Source organism: Streptomyces sp. NRRL F-5727 (genome assembly GCF_000719555.1).
Classification (GTDB): Bacteria; Actinomycetota; Actinomycetes; order Streptomycetales; family Streptomycetaceae; genus Streptomyces.
Genome location: NZ_JOGX01000002.1, coordinates 74,364 through 88,697, shown reverse-complemented (window position 1 = coordinate 88,697; position 14,334 = coordinate 74,364). Strand labels below are relative to the sequence as shown.

Annotated in this window: 17 protein-coding genes; 8 read left to right on the top strand and 9 right to left on the bottom strand. The window is 76.2% G+C overall.

Features of this window, described 5'->3' with window-relative positions:
• Position 1: 1 nt before the first annotated feature.
• The gene (locus IF73_RS0101955; RefSeq protein WP_031002722.1) at positions 2-361 is read right to left on the bottom strand and encodes a cupin domain-containing protein; all 360 of its coding nucleotides are present in this window, start codon (positions 359-361) and stop codon (positions 2-4) included.
• Positions 362-648: 287 nt separating this feature from the next.
• Between IF73_RS0101955 and IF73_RS0101950 the strand changes: the two genes are divergently transcribed.
• Both IF73_RS0101950 and IF73_RS0101945 read left to right on the top strand, forming a co-directional pair.
• Positions 649-1,569 carry a pseudouridine-5'-phosphate glycosidase gene (locus IF73_RS0101950; RefSeq protein WP_031002720.1) on the top strand — a complete coding sequence of 307 codons (921 nt, stop codon included), beginning with the start codon at positions 649-651 and terminating at the stop codon, positions 1,567-1,569.
• Positions 1,566-2,492, top strand: a complete 927-nt coding sequence (locus IF73_RS0101945) for a carbohydrate kinase family protein (protein ID WP_031002718.1) — start codon at positions 1,566-1,568, stop codon at positions 2,490-2,492. Before IF73_RS0101950 ends, IF73_RS0101945 begins: the two co-directional genes overlap by 4 nt.
• Here the strand turns inward: IF73_RS0101945 and IF73_RS0101940 are convergent.
• Together IF73_RS0101940 and IF73_RS38490 are read right to left on the bottom strand one after the other, a co-directional pair.
• A complete protein-coding gene (locus IF73_RS0101940) occupies positions 2,484-3,131 on the bottom strand; it encodes a uridine kinase (protein WP_031002716.1) in 648 nt (215 codons plus the stop codon). The genes IF73_RS0101945 and IF73_RS0101940 overlap by 9 nt on opposite strands.
• 28 nt (positions 3,132-3,159) lie before the next feature.
• Positions 3,160-3,639, bottom strand: coding sequence for a hypothetical protein (locus IF73_RS38490; RefSeq protein WP_051716482.1), 480 nt, complete (start codon positions 3,637-3,639; stop codon positions 3,160-3,162).
• A 44-nt stretch (positions 3,640-3,683) separates the two neighbouring features.
• Between IF73_RS38490 and IF73_RS0101930 the strand changes: the two genes are divergently transcribed.
• The 4 genes from IF73_RS0101930 to IF73_RS0101915 are packed head-to-tail and all read left to right on the top strand — an operon-like array spanning position 3,684 to position 6,110.
• On the top strand, positions 3,684-4,448 hold the full coding sequence (locus IF73_RS0101930; protein WP_031002712.1) for an SDR family NAD(P)-dependent oxidoreductase: 765 nt from the start codon (positions 3,684-3,686) through the stop codon (positions 4,446-4,448).
• A 13-nt stretch (positions 4,449-4,461) separates the two neighbouring features.
• On the top strand, positions 4,462-4,839 hold the full coding sequence (locus IF73_RS0101925) for a MerR family transcriptional regulator (RefSeq protein WP_031002710.1): 378 nt from the start codon (positions 4,462-4,464) through the stop codon (positions 4,837-4,839).
• 57 nt (positions 4,840-4,896) lie between these two features.
• Complete coding sequence (locus IF73_RS0101920) at positions 4,897-5,355, top strand: hypothetical protein (protein ID WP_031002708.1); 459 nt, start codon at positions 4,897-4,899, stop codon at positions 5,353-5,355.
• A gap of 11 nt (positions 5,356-5,366) precedes the next feature.
• Entirely contained in the window at positions 5,367-6,110 is a 744-nt protein-coding gene (locus IF73_RS0101915) for a DUF2293 domain-containing protein (RefSeq protein WP_051716481.1), read from the top strand.
• Positions 6,111-6,155: 45 nt separating this feature from the next.
• Here the strand turns inward: IF73_RS0101915 and IF73_RS42690 are convergent, their stop codons facing one another.
• The 3 genes from IF73_RS42690 to IF73_RS0101900 all read right to left on the bottom strand — a co-directional run bounded on the left by IF73_RS42690 (position 6,156) and on the right by IF73_RS0101900 (position 11,226).
• On the bottom strand, positions 6,156-6,968 hold the full coding sequence (locus IF73_RS42690) for a chaplin (protein ID WP_031002704.1): 813 nt from the start codon (positions 6,966-6,968) through the stop codon (positions 6,156-6,158).
• 137 nt (positions 6,969-7,105) lie between these two features.
• Positions 7,106-8,386 carry an SWIM zinc finger family protein gene (locus IF73_RS0101905; protein ID WP_031002702.1) on the bottom strand — a complete coding sequence of 427 codons (1,281 nt, stop codon included), beginning with the start codon at positions 8,384-8,386 and terminating at the stop codon, positions 7,106-7,108.
• A complete protein-coding gene (locus IF73_RS0101900; protein ID WP_031002700.1) occupies positions 8,383-11,226 on the bottom strand; it encodes a DEAD/DEAH box helicase in 2,844 nt (947 codons plus the stop codon). The genes IF73_RS0101905 and IF73_RS0101900 overlap by 4 nt, the downstream gene beginning before the upstream one ends.
• A 224-nt stretch (positions 11,227-11,450) precedes the next feature.
• Between IF73_RS0101900 and IF73_RS0101895 the strand changes: the two genes are divergently transcribed.
• Positions 11,451-11,783 (top strand): hypothetical protein, encoded by a 333-nt coding sequence (locus IF73_RS0101895; RefSeq protein WP_031002698.1) that lies wholly within the window; start codon positions 11,451-11,453, stop codon positions 11,781-11,783.
• A gap of 86 nt (positions 11,784-11,869) precedes the next feature.
• Positions 11,870-12,220, top strand: coding sequence for a DUF6343 family protein (locus IF73_RS0101890; RefSeq protein ID WP_234338133.1), 351 nt, complete (start codon positions 11,870-11,872; stop codon positions 12,218-12,220).
• 15 nt (positions 12,221-12,235) lie between these two features.
• Here IF73_RS0101890 and IF73_RS0101885 read toward each other — a convergent pair whose 3' ends face one another.
• Genes IF73_RS0101885 through IF73_RS0101875 form a run of 3 tightly spaced genes read right to left on the bottom strand, consistent with a single transcriptional unit; the run spans position 12,236 to position 14,237 of the window.
• Positions 12,236-12,604, bottom strand: coding sequence for a tetratricopeptide repeat protein (locus IF73_RS0101885; RefSeq protein WP_031002694.1), 369 nt, complete (start codon positions 12,602-12,604; stop codon positions 12,236-12,238).
• Between the two features lie 57 nt (positions 12,605-12,661).
• Complete coding sequence (gene coaE / locus IF73_RS0101880) at positions 12,662-13,267, bottom strand: dephospho-CoA kinase (RefSeq protein ID WP_031002692.1); 606 nt, start codon at positions 13,265-13,267, stop codon at positions 12,662-12,664.
• A 31-nt stretch (positions 13,268-13,298) separates the two neighbouring features.
• A complete protein-coding gene (locus tag IF73_RS0101875; protein ID WP_031002690.1) occupies positions 13,299-14,237 on the bottom strand; it encodes a PAC2 family protein in 939 nt (312 codons plus the stop codon).
• Between the last annotated feature and the right edge of the window lie 97 nt (positions 14,238-14,334).

The window sequence follows — 14,334 nt, the reverse complement described above, 5'->3', positions numbered from 1 at the left end:
GTCAGGGCAGGGTGATGTGGTACGCCTTGCGCAGCGTCTCGTGGACGGTCCAGGTGGTCCGGTCGCCCTCGCGCAGGACGCAGGCGTCGCCGGGCCCGATCTCCATCGTGGCGCCGCCCTCGACGGCGACGGTGGCCCGGCCGCTGACCACGACGAACAGCTCGTTCGCCTCGGTGTCGGTGACGACGCCGGGGGTGATCTGCCAGATGCCGCGCAGCTGCTTGCCGTCGGCGGACTCCCACAGCACCTTGCCGGTCACCTCGGGGGTGCCGGACACGATCTGGCCGGGGTCGAGCGGCTCGGTCTCGAGCTCGGCGTCGGGGATGTGGACGGCGAAGGAGGGGAGGTCGTGTGTCGTCATGGGCGGTGACTGTAGCCGGGCACCGGGGCTGGACGTGACAGCGGGACCGCGGAACGAATCCCTCCGTTCACGGCTCTGACCAGGCACGTTGCCGACCCGGGCGGACGGCGACGGATTCCGCAGCGGGCTCCTGCCCGCCGCTCCGGCGGGGTCCGGGGCGGATCGGCCCCCTCGGCCGGACACCCGGGAACCGATTCCGTACCCCACTCGCACCCTCGTGCGAAAGGGGGGTGGCGGGAGATCGCCGGCGGTGTTTGCGGGGCGCCCGGGCGGCCCAGAAATGGACCATGACCACGACCACACTGGTGTCCGAAGAGGTACGGGAGGCGCTCCACGAGGGCCGTCCCGTCGTCGCCCTCGAATCGACGATCATCGCCCACGGCCTGCCGCGCCCGCGGAACCTGGCGGTCGCCGTGGAGCTGGAGGAGTCGGTCCGGGACCGCGGCGCCGTGCCCGCCACCATCGCCGTCGTCGACGGGGTGGCCCGGATCGGCCTCGACCGGACGGGGCTGACCCGGATCGCCGAGGACCCGTCGGTGCGCAAGCTCGGCCACCGGGACCTCGCGCCCGCCCTCGCCACCGGCGCCACCGGGGCGACCACGGTCTCGGCGACGGCCCGGCTCGCCGACGCCGCGGGCATAAGGGTCTTCGCCACCGGCGGGCTCGGCGGCGTGCACCGCGAGTGGCGCGAGACCCAGGACGAGTCCGCCGACCTGCGACTGCTCGCCGAGGTCGGCGTCACCGTGGTGTGCGCGGGCGTGAAGTCGATCCTCGACGTGCCGGCGACGCTCCAGCGCCTGGAGACCCTGGGCGTCACGGTCGCGGGATACGGCACCGAGACCTTCCCCGGCTTCTACCTCTCCTCCTCCGGGGAGCCGGTCGACTGGACGCTGCGCAGCCCGGCGGAGGTCGCCGCCGTCATACGGGCCCGGGAGGCGCTGGGCCGGCCCTGGTCGGCGCTGATCGTGGCCAATCCGGTGCCGGAGGCGGAGCAGCTGGACCCGGCGCTGCACGACCGGGTGCTCGCGCGGGGCCTCGCCGAACTGAAGGAGAAGGGGATCACCGGGCAGGCGGTGACCCCGTTCCTCCTGGAGTACCTGACGACCCACACGGACGGCGCGTCCCTGGAGGCCAACCTGGCGGCGGTGCGGGGCAACGTCCGGCTCGCGGCCGAGATCGCGGGGGCGTACGCCGCGGGCGAGCGGTGACGGACACCGGGGGGCCGGAGCGGGCCGGGGCGCTGCTGGTCGTCGGGGACGTCGTCACGGACGTGGTGGCCCGGCACCGCACCCCGCTCGCCCCGGCGACGGACACGGCGGCCGCGATCCGCACCCTGCCGGGCGGCGCGGGGGCCAACGCGGCCTGCTGGGCGGCCCGTTCGGGCCGCCGGGAGGTACGGCTCCTCGGCCGGGTCGGCACGGACTCGGCCGACTGGCACGAGCGGGCGCTGGTCGCGGCGGGCGTCCGTCCGCTGCTCGTGCCCGACCCGGACGCCCCGACGGGCACCGTGATCGCCCTGGTCGACGGGACCGCCGAGCGGACCTTCCTGACGGACAGCGGCGCCGCGCTGCGCCTCCGCCCCGCCGACTGGTCGCCCGGACTCCTCGACGGGGTGGCGGCGCTCCACCTCTCCGGCTACCTCTTCTTCGCCCCGTCGAGCCGGGCGGCGGCGCTCCTCGCCCTGCGGGACGCCCGGGCCGCCGGGACCCCGGTGAGCGTGGACCCGGCGTCGGCCGGCTTCCTGGCCCGGCTGGGACCGGAGCGGTTCCTCGCGGCCGTGGCGGACGCCTCCCTCCTGCTGCCCAACGCCGACGAGGCCCGGCTCCTCACCGGCGCGCCGGACCCGGAGGCCGCGGCGCGGGAGCTCAGCCGCCGGGTGCCGCTGGTCGTGGTGACGCTGGGCGCGGCCGGCGCGCTGGTCGCCGAGGCCGGGGCGGTCACGGCACGGGTGACGGCACCGCCCGTGCCGCCGGAGCGGCGGGTGGACTCGACGGGCGCGGGCGACGCGTTCACCGGCACGTTCCTCGCCGCCCGGCTCGCGGGCGCGGACCCGGCGGAGGCGGCCCGGGCGGGCTGCGCGGCGGGCGCCGAGGCGGTGACGCTGGTCGGCGGCCGGCCGCCGTCAGTCTGAGCCGAGCGCCCCGAGCCCGGTCCAGGCCGGATGCCGCGGATCGTCGGCCCGGACGACGACGTCGGCGGTCCCGGCCGGATCCGTCTCCGCCTCGTACCGGGCGAAGGCGGGCAGCGTCCAGGACTCCTCGGCGCGCCGGGCGAGGGCGGCGGGCGACAGCCGCAGATGGACGCTCAGATCGAAGGGGAACCAGTGCCCGAGGAGGAAGGGACCGTGCAGCAGCAGGACACCGCCGGGCGGCAGCGTCACATAGGGGCTGCGGGTCGCCCGGTCCTTCACCGGGTCCCACAGGTCGGGCAGGATCCGCCCGTCGCCGCCGGGCTCCAGCGGGGTGAACACCTCCCGCCACAGGGCGCCGGTGTCGGTCCAGCCGTCGTAGTACGCGTCGGGGTCCTGCCTGCCGTGCTCGAACCGCAGCGACGCCGGCCGCAGGAACCCCGCCGTCCCCACGACGCACACCGGGCGCCCACGGTCCCGGAGCTGCTCGGCGAGCAGCCCGGCCAGTTCCCCGCCGCCCGCGGCGGGGGCCCCGTCCACGGCGACCTTCAGCCGGTCGCCGCCGTCGCCGGGCGCGAGCCGGTCCAGGTGCCTCGCCAGCCGCCCGGCCATCCGGCCCCAGGTGATCGCCTCGTATCGCATCCCGCCCATTCTGCCCTGCGCCCGCCCCTCACGGCCGGTCCGGCCCGTCCTCCCCCGGCCCCCGCACCGCCACCCCGAGCCGCCCGGCGACCTCCGCCGCGACCGCGAACGGCCCCTCCCAGGCGACCTCCTGCCACTGGGCGAGAGCCACCCGCTCCCCCGCCCCGCCCACGGCGTCCAGCACCAGGATCCAGCCCCGGCTGTCCCCGTCCCACTCCAGCTCCAGCGCGGCGACCCGCCGGCCGAGCGCCTCCGCCCGCGCGGTGAGCGCGTCCGCGTCCCGGGCGGGCAGCGGCACCAGCCGGTCGGCCAGGACCTCCTCCCGTACGTGGACGAGGTCGAGGCACGCGTACAGCCCCGGACGCGGGTGCAACCCGGCGTCCAGGACCTCCCGGGCCGCCATCAGCCGCGCCCGCCGCAGGACATGGGCGTCCAGCCGCTCCCGCACGGCCTGCGGCAGGGCCGCCCACAGCACGTGCGGCGCGGGCGAACGGTCGTCGTGGGTCATGGACTTGACCTTGTCACTGGCGTCACGGTTCCACCATCGGATTCATGGACATCAACGACACCTCCTCCACCGCCCGCGTCGTCCTCGTCACCGGCGCCGGGACCGGCATCGGCCGGGCCACCGCCCGGGCCTTCGCCCGGCAGGGCGCGACCGTCGTCGCCGTGGGCCGCAGGCCCGGGCCGCTGCGGGAGACCGCCGCCGAGGCCCCCGCCGCGATCCACCCGTACCCCGCCGACATCACCGCCGAGGGCGCTCCCGAGGAACTGGTCCGGACCGTCCTCGCCGCCCACGGCCGCCTCGACGTCCTCGTCAACAACGCGGGCATCGCGGCCGGCGGTCCCCTCGGCACCCTCGACCGGACCGTGATCGGCCCGCTCCTGGAGACGAACCTGATCGCCCCCGTGCTGCTCACCCAGGCCGCCGTGCCCGCGCTGACCGCCTCCCGGGGCGTGGTCGTCAACGTGACGACGACGATCGGACAGCGCGGCTGGCCGGCCGGTTCCGTCTACCCGGCGACCAAGAGCGCCCTGGAGACGCTGACCCGCTGCTGGGCGGTGGAACTCGCGCCCGCCGGGATCCGGGTGGTGGCGGTCGCCCCCGGCGCGATCGAGACACCGATCGCCGACCACATGGGCCTGACACCCGAACAGCGGCGCCGGACCCTGGCCTGGCAGGTGGCGCACACCCCGCTCGGACGGATCGGCCGGCCCGAGGAGGTCGCCTGGGCGGTCACCTCGCTCGCCGCGCCCGAGGCCGGCTACCTCACCGGGACCGTGCTCCCCGTCGACGGGGGCGCGCTGGTCGCGTGATACGACTGCGCGGGTGCGCATCGGTGAACTGGCCCGCAGGACGGGCGTGTCGGCGCGGGCCCTGCGCCATTACGAGCAGGCCGGGCTCCTCGCCTCGGCCCGCGCGGCCAACGGCTACCGCGTCTACGAGGAGGACGCGGTCGTCCGCGTCGCCAACATCCGGTACCTCCTCGACGCCGGGCTCACCCTCGACGACGTGGCGGCCTTCCGCTCCTGCCTCGACGGGGACCTGCCGTCGGTGCGCCCCTCCGCCCGCGGCCTGGAGATCGCCCGTGAACGGCTCGCGGTGCTCGACGCCCGGATCGCGGCCCAGACGGCGGCCCGCGACCGGCTGGCGGCGGCCCTCGCCGACCGGTCCGGCAGTGACGCGACAGCCCCCGGAATGTCATGATCTGACGGTCCGAAGGATCTTCGGACGGTCGGATTGGCTACGGGAGGACCACCGGTCATGGAAGCGGCGCTGATAGCGGTGGCGGGCACGCTCCTCGGCGTGATCGCCACCCACTGGTTCCAGGGACGGATGACCCTGCGCACGGCGGCACTCGCCCGGAACGAGCAGCTCCGCCAGGAACGGATCGCCACCTACAGCGCCTTCGCGGGCGCCGTCGTCGAGTACCGCCACAGCCAGAACGACCGCTGGTTCCGGGCCGTCGAGGAGCCCGGCTCGGACGAGGCCGAGGAGTCCCGGCACGCCTCCTACCGGCAGCGGACCGCTGCCCGCCAGGCCCTCTTCCGCGTCCAGCTGGTCTGCGACGACGCCGACGTCCGGCGGCTCGCGGAAGCCGCCTTCCAGCAGACCCACTGCATGCACGAGGCGGTGGGCACGGCTGACCGGGCCCGCCGGTCCGACGAGGCCAAGGAAGCCCTCTCCCGGTTCATCGCCGCCGCCGCGCCCGGACTGCGCTGAGGACGGCGGTCATGGACCTCGTCGCCCCCGTCGTCGTCGAGCCGCTGCGCCGCCGGCGCTGCTCGGAGTGCCGGCAGGGCCCGCTGGAACGGATGATCGTCGAGTACGGCCGACCGGTCTGTCTGGACTGCGCCGACCTCGGCCACCTGGTCTTCCTGCGCCGGGGCGACACCGCCCTCACCCGGCGCGCCCGGGAGCGCAGCACGCTGTGGGCGGTGGTGGTGCGCCACAACCGGCGCCGCACCCGCTACGAGCGGCAGGGGCTGCTCGTCGAGGAGGCGGCCCTCGCGCTGGCGGAGGCGGCCTGCCTCGCCGACGCGGAGGCCCGGGCCCGGCGCCGGGCCCGGGACGCGGAGCGGCGGGCGGCGCGGGACGCCGGGATCACCGAGGCCCTGCGGGCCGAGATCCTGCGGCTCTTCCCCACCATGCCGCTCGACCGGGCGGCCGAGATCGCCGGCCACGCCTCGGCGAAGGGCAGCGGCCGGGTGGGCCGGACGGCCGCCGGGCGGGCCCTCGACCGGGGCGCCGTGACGGCCGCGGTCCGCGCCTCCGTACGGCACCTGGACACGCCGTACGACTCGCTGCTGATGAGCGGGGTCCCCCGCCACCGGGCCCGCACCACCGTCGCCCCGGCGATCGAGACCGTGCTCCGGGCCTGGCGCGCACCCGGGACGCGGGGGCGCGGAGACGCGGACGCGCCCGGCGTGACGGGCACGACGGGCGCGGAGGGGACGCCGGGCCGGGCGGACCGCTGACGGCTCGGACGTCAGCGGGGCCGGCCCCGGCGTGAGAGGTCCGGGTCAGACCTGGTCGGCCGCGCGGCGGGCGCGGCGGTACATCAGCGCGCCGCCGAGGAGGAGCGCGGCGCTGCCCGCGGCGGCGAGGCCGGCGCTCTCGCTGCCGGTGGCGGCGAGCGACGCGGTGCCGGTCTCGCCCTGCGGGGCGGGGGCGGGAGCGGGGACCGGGGCGGGAGCCTCGGGCTTCTCCTGCTCCGCGACCGGCTTCGGCGGCACGTTGCGCACCGGGGTCTGCGGGCGCGGGGTCGGGATCTCGACCTGCGGCTCCTCGGGGGTGCTCGGGCCGTTGACGCCGGTGTTCCCGACGGCCGGGTTGCCGATGCCCACCACGTTGACCGAGTTGCCGACGACGTTCACCGGCAGGTCGATCGGGAGCTGGATGCCGTTCCCGGACAGCACGCCCGGGGAGCCCTCGGTGTGGCTCTCGGCGGTGGCACCGCCGCCGTTGACCGCGCCGCCGTCGGAGGAGCCGCCGCGGCTCTCGGTGCCGGTCTGCTCGCCGCCGCGCGGGGTCAGGGCCTCGTCCTTGTGGGTACGGCCGGTACCGGAGTCCGCGGACTCCCCGGCCGGGGCCGAGGTGTTGGCGCACGAGTTGCCCGCCGCCGGGTTGAGCAGCCCGACCACGTTGACCGTGTTCCCACAGAGGTTGACCGGTACGTGGACCGGCAGCTGGATCGTGTTGCCGGAGCCGACGCCGGGCGAGCCGACCGCGGCCCCCTCGGCACCCGAGTCCGCGTGGGCGGCGCCCGCCGACAGCGCGAGCGCACCACCCGTGACCAACAGTGTGGCCAGACCACTTCGGCGCATCTGCCTCATGGCTTCCTGCCTTCCGGAGTTGCACGGGCAAGTGCCCGTACCGGAATAAACGCGACGAACGCGTTTGCCGGATCCGGCCGTTGGGCGGTTTCACTCGTTCGAGGGAGGCTCCGTTCGAGTGGCGTCTTCCGCGTCCGCTAGCGACCCAGCAGTTCGGTGAGGGCTCCGACCGGGTCGGCGTCGGGGACGCCCCGCGGCCACCAGTCCTCGCGGCCGCGGTCCGATTCGTACGGGTACCACAGGCCGTCCTTGCCGAGCCGGAGTTGGAGCGAGGCGGTGGAGAGCCGGTTGCGCCAGGGGCGGAACGCCGGGAAGTCGGCGGCGAGGAGGGCGGGTCTCGCCCGGTCGAACGGGCCGGCGGGCGGGTCCCAGGGCTCCTCCAGGACCGCGAGCCCGGCCGCGCCGCCCTGGCGCCACGCGGCGACGGCGCGGGCGAGGTCGGTCGGGGTCCGGTCGAGCGCGTCGGCCAGGTCCCGGTAGAGCGCGCGGGTCGAGGCGGTGAGGCCGGAGCCGGGGTGGGCGGCGGCCAGCCGGACCGCGTCCTGCCACGGCGTGAGGTCGGCGACGGGGTCGTGCCCGGTGGCGAGGAAGGCATGGGCGCGGGCGGCGGCCTCGCCGGCCAGCAGGTCGAGCGCGAGGGGGTCCGGGGCGTGCGGGTCCGGCGGGAAGACGGCGGGGCGGCCGGGCCGGTCGGGGAGCGGCAGCGGCGGGGGCGGCGGCAGCGCGGGCCGGGTGGCGGTGAGCACGTCCCGGGCGGGCACGGCGGGCAGGAGCGGCGCGGTGGGGGCGGATTCGGCGGCGGACCGGACCGCGTTGCGCCGGGAGAGTTCGGCGAGGAGCTCGCCCTCGCCGCGGCCGCGCATCAGGAAGAGGACGAACGGGTCCTCGTCGAGGAGCCGGGCCGCCTGGTAGCAGAGGGCGGCGGCGTGCTTGCAGGGAAAGCCGTCGTCGGGGCAGGAGCAGTCGGGCAGCAGGTCGCCGGGGGCGGGCAGCAGTCCCTCGACGGCCTCCAGGGCGTGCGGGACCTCCTTGTCGAGGAGGGCGGCCATGTGCTCGGGCCGGGCGGCGGCCTCGTCGAGGAAGAGCTCCCAGCCGTCGTCGCCGAGGGTGCGCATCCGGATCTCGGTGCGGTACGGGCGGATCCGGCTGCCGTGCACATAGGCGACGACCCGGCCGGGGGTGACGGTGATGGCGTCGACGTGGCCGCGCTCCGCGTAGGCCCTGCCCCGGCCGAGGCGGGCCTGGTCGAGCGCGGTGCGCTCCAGGGCGGCCACCCAGGCGTTGCCCCACCAGGTGGCGGCGAAGCGCCCGTCGGAGGCTTCGCGGGGCGGGACCGCCGGGAAGGTGCGGCGGCGGTCGTCGGGGCGGGGACCTGCCGCGCGGGCGGGGCGGGCGGCCCGGGAGGCGGGGCGGTTCACGCGGACCTCCTCAGGGAGACCAGGTCGGCCAGCTCGCGGTCGGTGAGTTCGGTGAAGGCGGCCTCGCCGGAGCCCAGGACGGCATCGGCCAGGGCCCTCTTGGCCCGCAGCAGTTCGGCGATGCGGTCCTCGACGGTGCCCTCGGTGACGAGCCGGTGGACCTGCACCGGCTGGGTCTGGCCGATCCGGTAGGCGCGGTCGGTGGCCTGGTCCTCGACCGCCGGGTTCCACCAGCGGTCGTAGTGGACGACATGGCCGGCGCGGGTGAGGTTGAGCCCGGTGCCGGCGGCCTTGAGGGAGAGCAGGAACACGGGCACCTCGCCGGCCTGGAAGCGGTCGACCATCCGCTCCCGCTCGGCCACCGGCGTCCCCCCGTGCAGGAGTTGGCTGGTGACGCCGCGGGCGGTGAGGTGGTCGGCGAGGAGCCGCGCCATCGTCACGTACTGGGTGAAGACGAGCACGGAGCCGTCCTCGGCGAGGATGGTGTCGAGGAGTTCGTCGAGGAGGGCGAGCTTGCCGGAGCGGCCGGCGAGACGGGCGGTGCCGCCGCCGCGCGGGGCGTCCTCCTTGAGGTACTGGGCGGGGTGGTTGCAGATCTGCTTGAGCGAGGTCAGCAGCTTCATCACCAGGCCGCGCCGGGCCATCCCCTCGGCGGCCTCGATCTGGCCGAGGGTCTCGCGGACCACCGCCTCGTACAGCGACGCCTGTTCGCGGGTGAGCGGCACCGGGTGGTCGGACTCGGTCTTGGGCGGCAGTTCGGGGACGATGCCGGGGTCGGACTTGCGGCGGCGCAGCAGGAAGGGGCGGACGAGTCTGGCGAGCCGCTCCACCGCCTCCTCGTTCTCCAGCTCCTCGTGGTTCTCCGCGGCGCGGGCGTGCCGGGAGCGGAACGCCTTGAGCGGGCCGAGGAGTCCGGGCGTGGTCCAGTCGAGGAGGGCCCACAGCTCGGAGAGGTTGTTCTCCACCGGGGTGCCGGTGAGGGCGACGCGGGCGGGCGCGGGGATGGTGCGGAGCGCCTTGGCGGTCGCGGAGAACGGGTTCTTCACGTGCTGGGCCTCGTCGGCGACGACCATGCCCCAGGGCCGCCCGGCGAGCTGCGCGGCGCGGGTGCGCAGGGTCCCGTAGGTGGTGAGGACGATCCCGCCGTCGAGGTCGCCGAGGTCGCGCGCGGTGCCGTGGAAGCGGCGGACGGGCACACCGGGCGCGAACTTCGCCGCCTCCCGCTGCCAGTTGCCGAGGAGCGAGGCGGGGCAGACGACGAGGGTGGGCTCGCGGCGGGCGCGCCGGAGGTGGAGGGCGAGGACGGTCACGGTCTTCCCGAGGCCCATGTCGTCGGCGAGGCAGCCGCCGAGGCCGAGCGAGGTCATCAGGTCGAGCCAGGCGAGGCCGCGGAGCTGGTAGTCCCGCAGGGTGGCGGTGAGTCCGGGCGGGGGCGCGGCCGGCTCGGGGCCGGCGAGGAGCCGGTCGCGGAGGACCGCGAGCGCGCCGACCGGCACGGCGGGGACCGTCTCGCCGTCCACCTCGGCGCTGCCGGTGAGGGCGGCGGCGAGGGCGTCGACCGGTTCCAGCAGGCCCAGTTCGCGCTTGCGGGCCTTGCGGACGAGGTCGGGGTCGACGACGACCCAGCGGTCGCGGAGCCTGACGACGGGGCGGTGGGCCTCGGCGAGGAGGTCCATCTCGCCCTGGGTGAGCGGATCGCCGTCGAGGGCGAGCTGCCAGTCGAAGCGGAGCAGTTCGGTGCTGTCGAAGAAGCTGGTGCCGTCGGTGGCGGAGCCGGGCGCGGAACGGGCGGGGCGGACGACGGCGGAGGCGCTGAGCGAGCGGGCCAGGTCGCGCGGCCAGTGCAGGGCGACCCCGGCGTCGGCGAGCCGGGCGGCGGCGGGGCCGAGCAGCTCGTACAGCTCGGCCTCGGAGAGGGCGAGGACGTCGGGCGCGTCCCGCTCCAGGAGGCGGCCGAGCGGGGGCCAGATCCGGGCGGCGCGGCGCAGGGCGAGGAGGGCGTCGATGCGGGCGCGGGGGCCGAGGTGCTCGCCCTCCCCCGCCCACAGGGCGGCGGCGTCGATGACGAGGGTCGGGTCGGCGAGGCTGTGCACCTGGAGGATCGCGGCCGCCGCCTGCCGCTCGGCCCCTCCCTCGGCCTCGTCGGCGGTGTCGAAGAGTTCGGCGGCGGAGAGGTCGAGGCGCAGCGAGATCCGCACCCCGGCGTCCATGCCGGCGGCCGCCTCGGCGGCCCAGGCCCGGGCCCCGGGCAGGTGCTGCGGCTCGGCGGCGGCGAAGGGCGCCCCGACCGCGTGCACGGCGGCGGGGGTACGCGGCAGGGTGTCGGCGACCGCGTCCAGGAAGGCCCGCACCAGGGCCTCCGGATCGGGCAGCCCGAGCGGGCCCGGGCCGGCGACGGGCACGGCGTGCCCCTCGTACGGCATCGCGGCGGCGACGGCCCGCAGATGGGCGATGTCCTCGGCGTCGAGCGGCCCGGCCCGCCAGGCGTCCAGGTCGTCGGCGGTGAGTCCGGGCAGCAGCCGACCCCGGGCGACGAGGTGCAGGGCGTGCAGGGCGGCCGCGCCCCAGCAGGCGGTGGCGGGGTGGGCGGCGGGGCTGTGCCGGGCGGCGACGAGCAGCGGCAGGGCGGTCGCCATGGGCAGGGTGACGGCGGGCACCTCCCGGCCGCGGGCGCCGGTGCCGTGCCGGCGGGCGACCGTGATCCGGGTGGGCTCCGCCCCGGTGAGGCCGACGGGCTCGGGCAGGGCCGTCCCGTCCGGCGACCAGAGGGCGATCCGGCCGTCCCGGGGCAGCGCGGCCGGCAGGAAGACGGCGGCACGGGCCGTCCAGCGCTCCGTCATGTGCCGCCCTCCTTCCCCCGGGTCCACCGGCCGGCGCGGAGCTTCCACGTCGGTACCCCCGACCTTACGGCCGGGGTCTGACAACGGTCGCCGGCGTGTGTCCCCCGACCGGCCCAACCCCGGATGACAGCCGCCTCTGGGGGCGGGAGGGTGGCGTCGACCAGGGCTTTTCGCCCCGGGGCTGCCGCCGACCGCCTCGCTCGCCCGATCGAAGGGGATCCGCCATGTCCGTTCGCCGGCGTCTCACGACCGCCACCGGGGCCGTGCTGCTCACGCTCACGGTCGCGGGCTGCTCGGGCCTCGGCCGCACCGCCGTCGGCCCCGTCACGTACGAGACCCGCGGGGAGAAGGTGGTGCGGGTGATGAGCCCGCCGGTGCAGGGCTGCCACCGGCTGCCGCTGGGCGCGACGCGGGTCGAGAACGGCACGCTGGTGGACCTGATCCTGTACCGGACCCCGCACTGCCGGGGCGAGGAGTCGATCTACCTGCCGACCAACACCTCCGACTCGATCGCGCCGGGCACCCTGGCCTGGCACAGCTACTCGATGGTGCACTGAGCCCGGTTCCCGACGCCGTTCCCTTCGCCTCCGGACGGGTAGATGCTGGAAGTGCCCACAGGGATCCGACGGAAGAGGGCGCCGTCATGCGTACCGGAAGCGAGCCGGCCACCGCGCGCAGCGCGCTGCGGCTGCGGTTCTGGCTGAGTGCCTGGGGAATGGTGTGGGCGGTCTTCGGCACGGTGGTCTTCGTGCTGGTCGGCCGGCCGGGCTGGGCGGTGGCCTGCGGGGTGCTGTTCCTGGTGGTCGCCGTCGACATGTCGATGGTCCTGCGCCATCTGCGCCAGGGGCCGCACTGGCAGCCGGGCCGGGACGTCCCGCCGTACGAGCCGGACCACGGCGACGGCCGGCCCCGGAGCGGGTACGTCGGCGACCAGGGCGGCGACGGGTGGCTCCCGCACCCGGACGACGACGGCCGGGACCGCGGTGAGCGCTGAGGACCGGCCGGGCGGTCAGTCCTCGGTGCCGAAGCCGGCGGCCCGTACGTACTCGGGCCGGGGGTCGAGCGCGGCGGCCAGCCGGAAGTGCCGGGTGGCCCGGGCGTCCTGCCCGGACCGCTGGAGGGTGCGGGCGAGGGCGAAGTGGGCGAAGGCGTTGTCCGGCTCTCGCTCCAGCACCAGCTCGAACTCCAGCTGCGCGGGACGCAGCTGTGCGGCGGCGAAGAAGGCCCTGGCCCGCAGGAGGCGGGCGGCGGTGTTCTCCGGGTGCTCGGCGATGACCGAGTCCAGCAGTTTCACGGCGCCCCGGGGGTCCCGTGCGGCCAGCAGCTGCTCTGCGGCACGGAAGTCGATGACGTGCGTCTCCGGATTTCTCTCGGCCATGAACTGCATCCTTCCCACGTTCCGGGCCGGGAACACCGGACGCGGTGTTCCCGGCGGCTAGGCGGTCTCCGCCGCCCGGCGCGCCAGCTCGTCCCACACCTTCCGCACCTGCGGTTCCAGCGCGTCGAGCGGGCCGTCGTTGTCGATCACCAGGTCCGCGATCTCCAGCCGGGCAGCGCGGTCGGCCTGGGCGGCCATGCGGGCCCCGGCCTCGTCCGCGGCCATGCCCCGGAGCCGTACCAGCCGGTCGAGCTGGGTCTCGGGCGAGGCGTCCACGACGACGACGAGGTCGTAGAGGGGCGCGAGGCCGTTCTCGGTGAGGAGCGGTACATCGTGGATCACCACGTCCCCAGGGGCCGCCGCGCCCTCCAGCTCGGCCGACCGGGCCCCGACGAGCGGGTGCACGATCGCGTTGAGCGTGGCCAGCCGCTCCGGGTCGGCGAAGACGATGGAGCCGAGCCTGGGGCGGTCCAGGGTGCCCTCGGCGGTGAGGACGTCCTCCCCGAAGGCCGCCACGACGGCGGCGAGCCCCGGCGTACCCGGTTCGACGACCTCGCGGGCGATCCGGTCCGCGTCGATCAGCACGGCCCCGTACGAGACGAGAAGCCGCGACACCTCACTCTTGCCGGCGCCGATTCCGCCGGTCAGGCCCACCTTCAGCATGGGCGGCAGCTTAGGCCCTGGCCGCGCGGTGCTAGGCGTCGCCCTCGCGTTCGGCGAGGAAGCGCTCGAACTCGCGGCCCAGCTCGTCGGCCGAGGGCAGGTCGACGGGTTCGGCGACCAGGCTGCCGCGGGTCTCCGCGCCGGCCATGGCGTCGTACTGGTGCTCAAGGCCCTGGACCAGGGCGACCAGCTCCTCGTCGCCCGCGCCGATCTGGCGGTCGATCTCGGTCTGGGTGCGGCGGGCCTCGGTGCGCAGCGCGTGGGCGACGCCGGGGAGGACGAGCCCGGTGGCGGCGGTGACGGCCTCCAGGGCGGTGAGCGCCGCGTCCGGGTACGGGGAGCGGGCCACGTAGTGCGGGACGTGGGCGGCGACCCCGAGCGTGTCGAAGCCGGCCTCGGTGAGCCGGTACTCGATGAGGGACTCGGCGCTGCCGGGCACCTGGGCCTCGTCGAAGGGGCTGCGGTGACCGGGCATGAGGTCGGTGCGGTTGCCGTGCGGGGTGAGGCCGACGGGCCGGGTGTGCGGGACGCCCATGGGGATGCCGTGGAAGTTGACCGCGAGCCGGACGCCGAGCCGTTCGACGATCTGGGCGACGGCGGCGGCGAAGCGCTCCCACTCCACGTCCGGCTCGGGGCCGGAGAGGACGAGGAAGGGGGCGCCGGTGGCGTCCTGGACGAGGCGGACCTCGATGGAGGGCGTCTCGTACGCGGTCCAGCGGTCGCGCCGGAAGGTCAGCAGGGGACGGCGGGCGCGGTAGTCCACCAGCCGGTCGTGGTCGAAGCGGGCGACCAGCTGGTGCGGCAGGGCGTCGAGGACTCCCTCGACGATCTGCTCGCCGGTCTCTCCCGCGTCGATGTAGCCGTCGAAGTGGTACAGCATGACCAGTCCGGTCGACTCCTGTGCCAGGGCCAGATCGACCACGGCCAGGCCCTTGGGGTCCCACTCGTACAAATCCTGGGGATCAAGCACGGTTACCGCTCCTCCTCGCGTCTTCGGGAAGAACGCTCCGGAGGGCAAGGTCATTCCCGCGGCGGGCCCGGGACGGGGCCGGAAACGCGAACCGGGG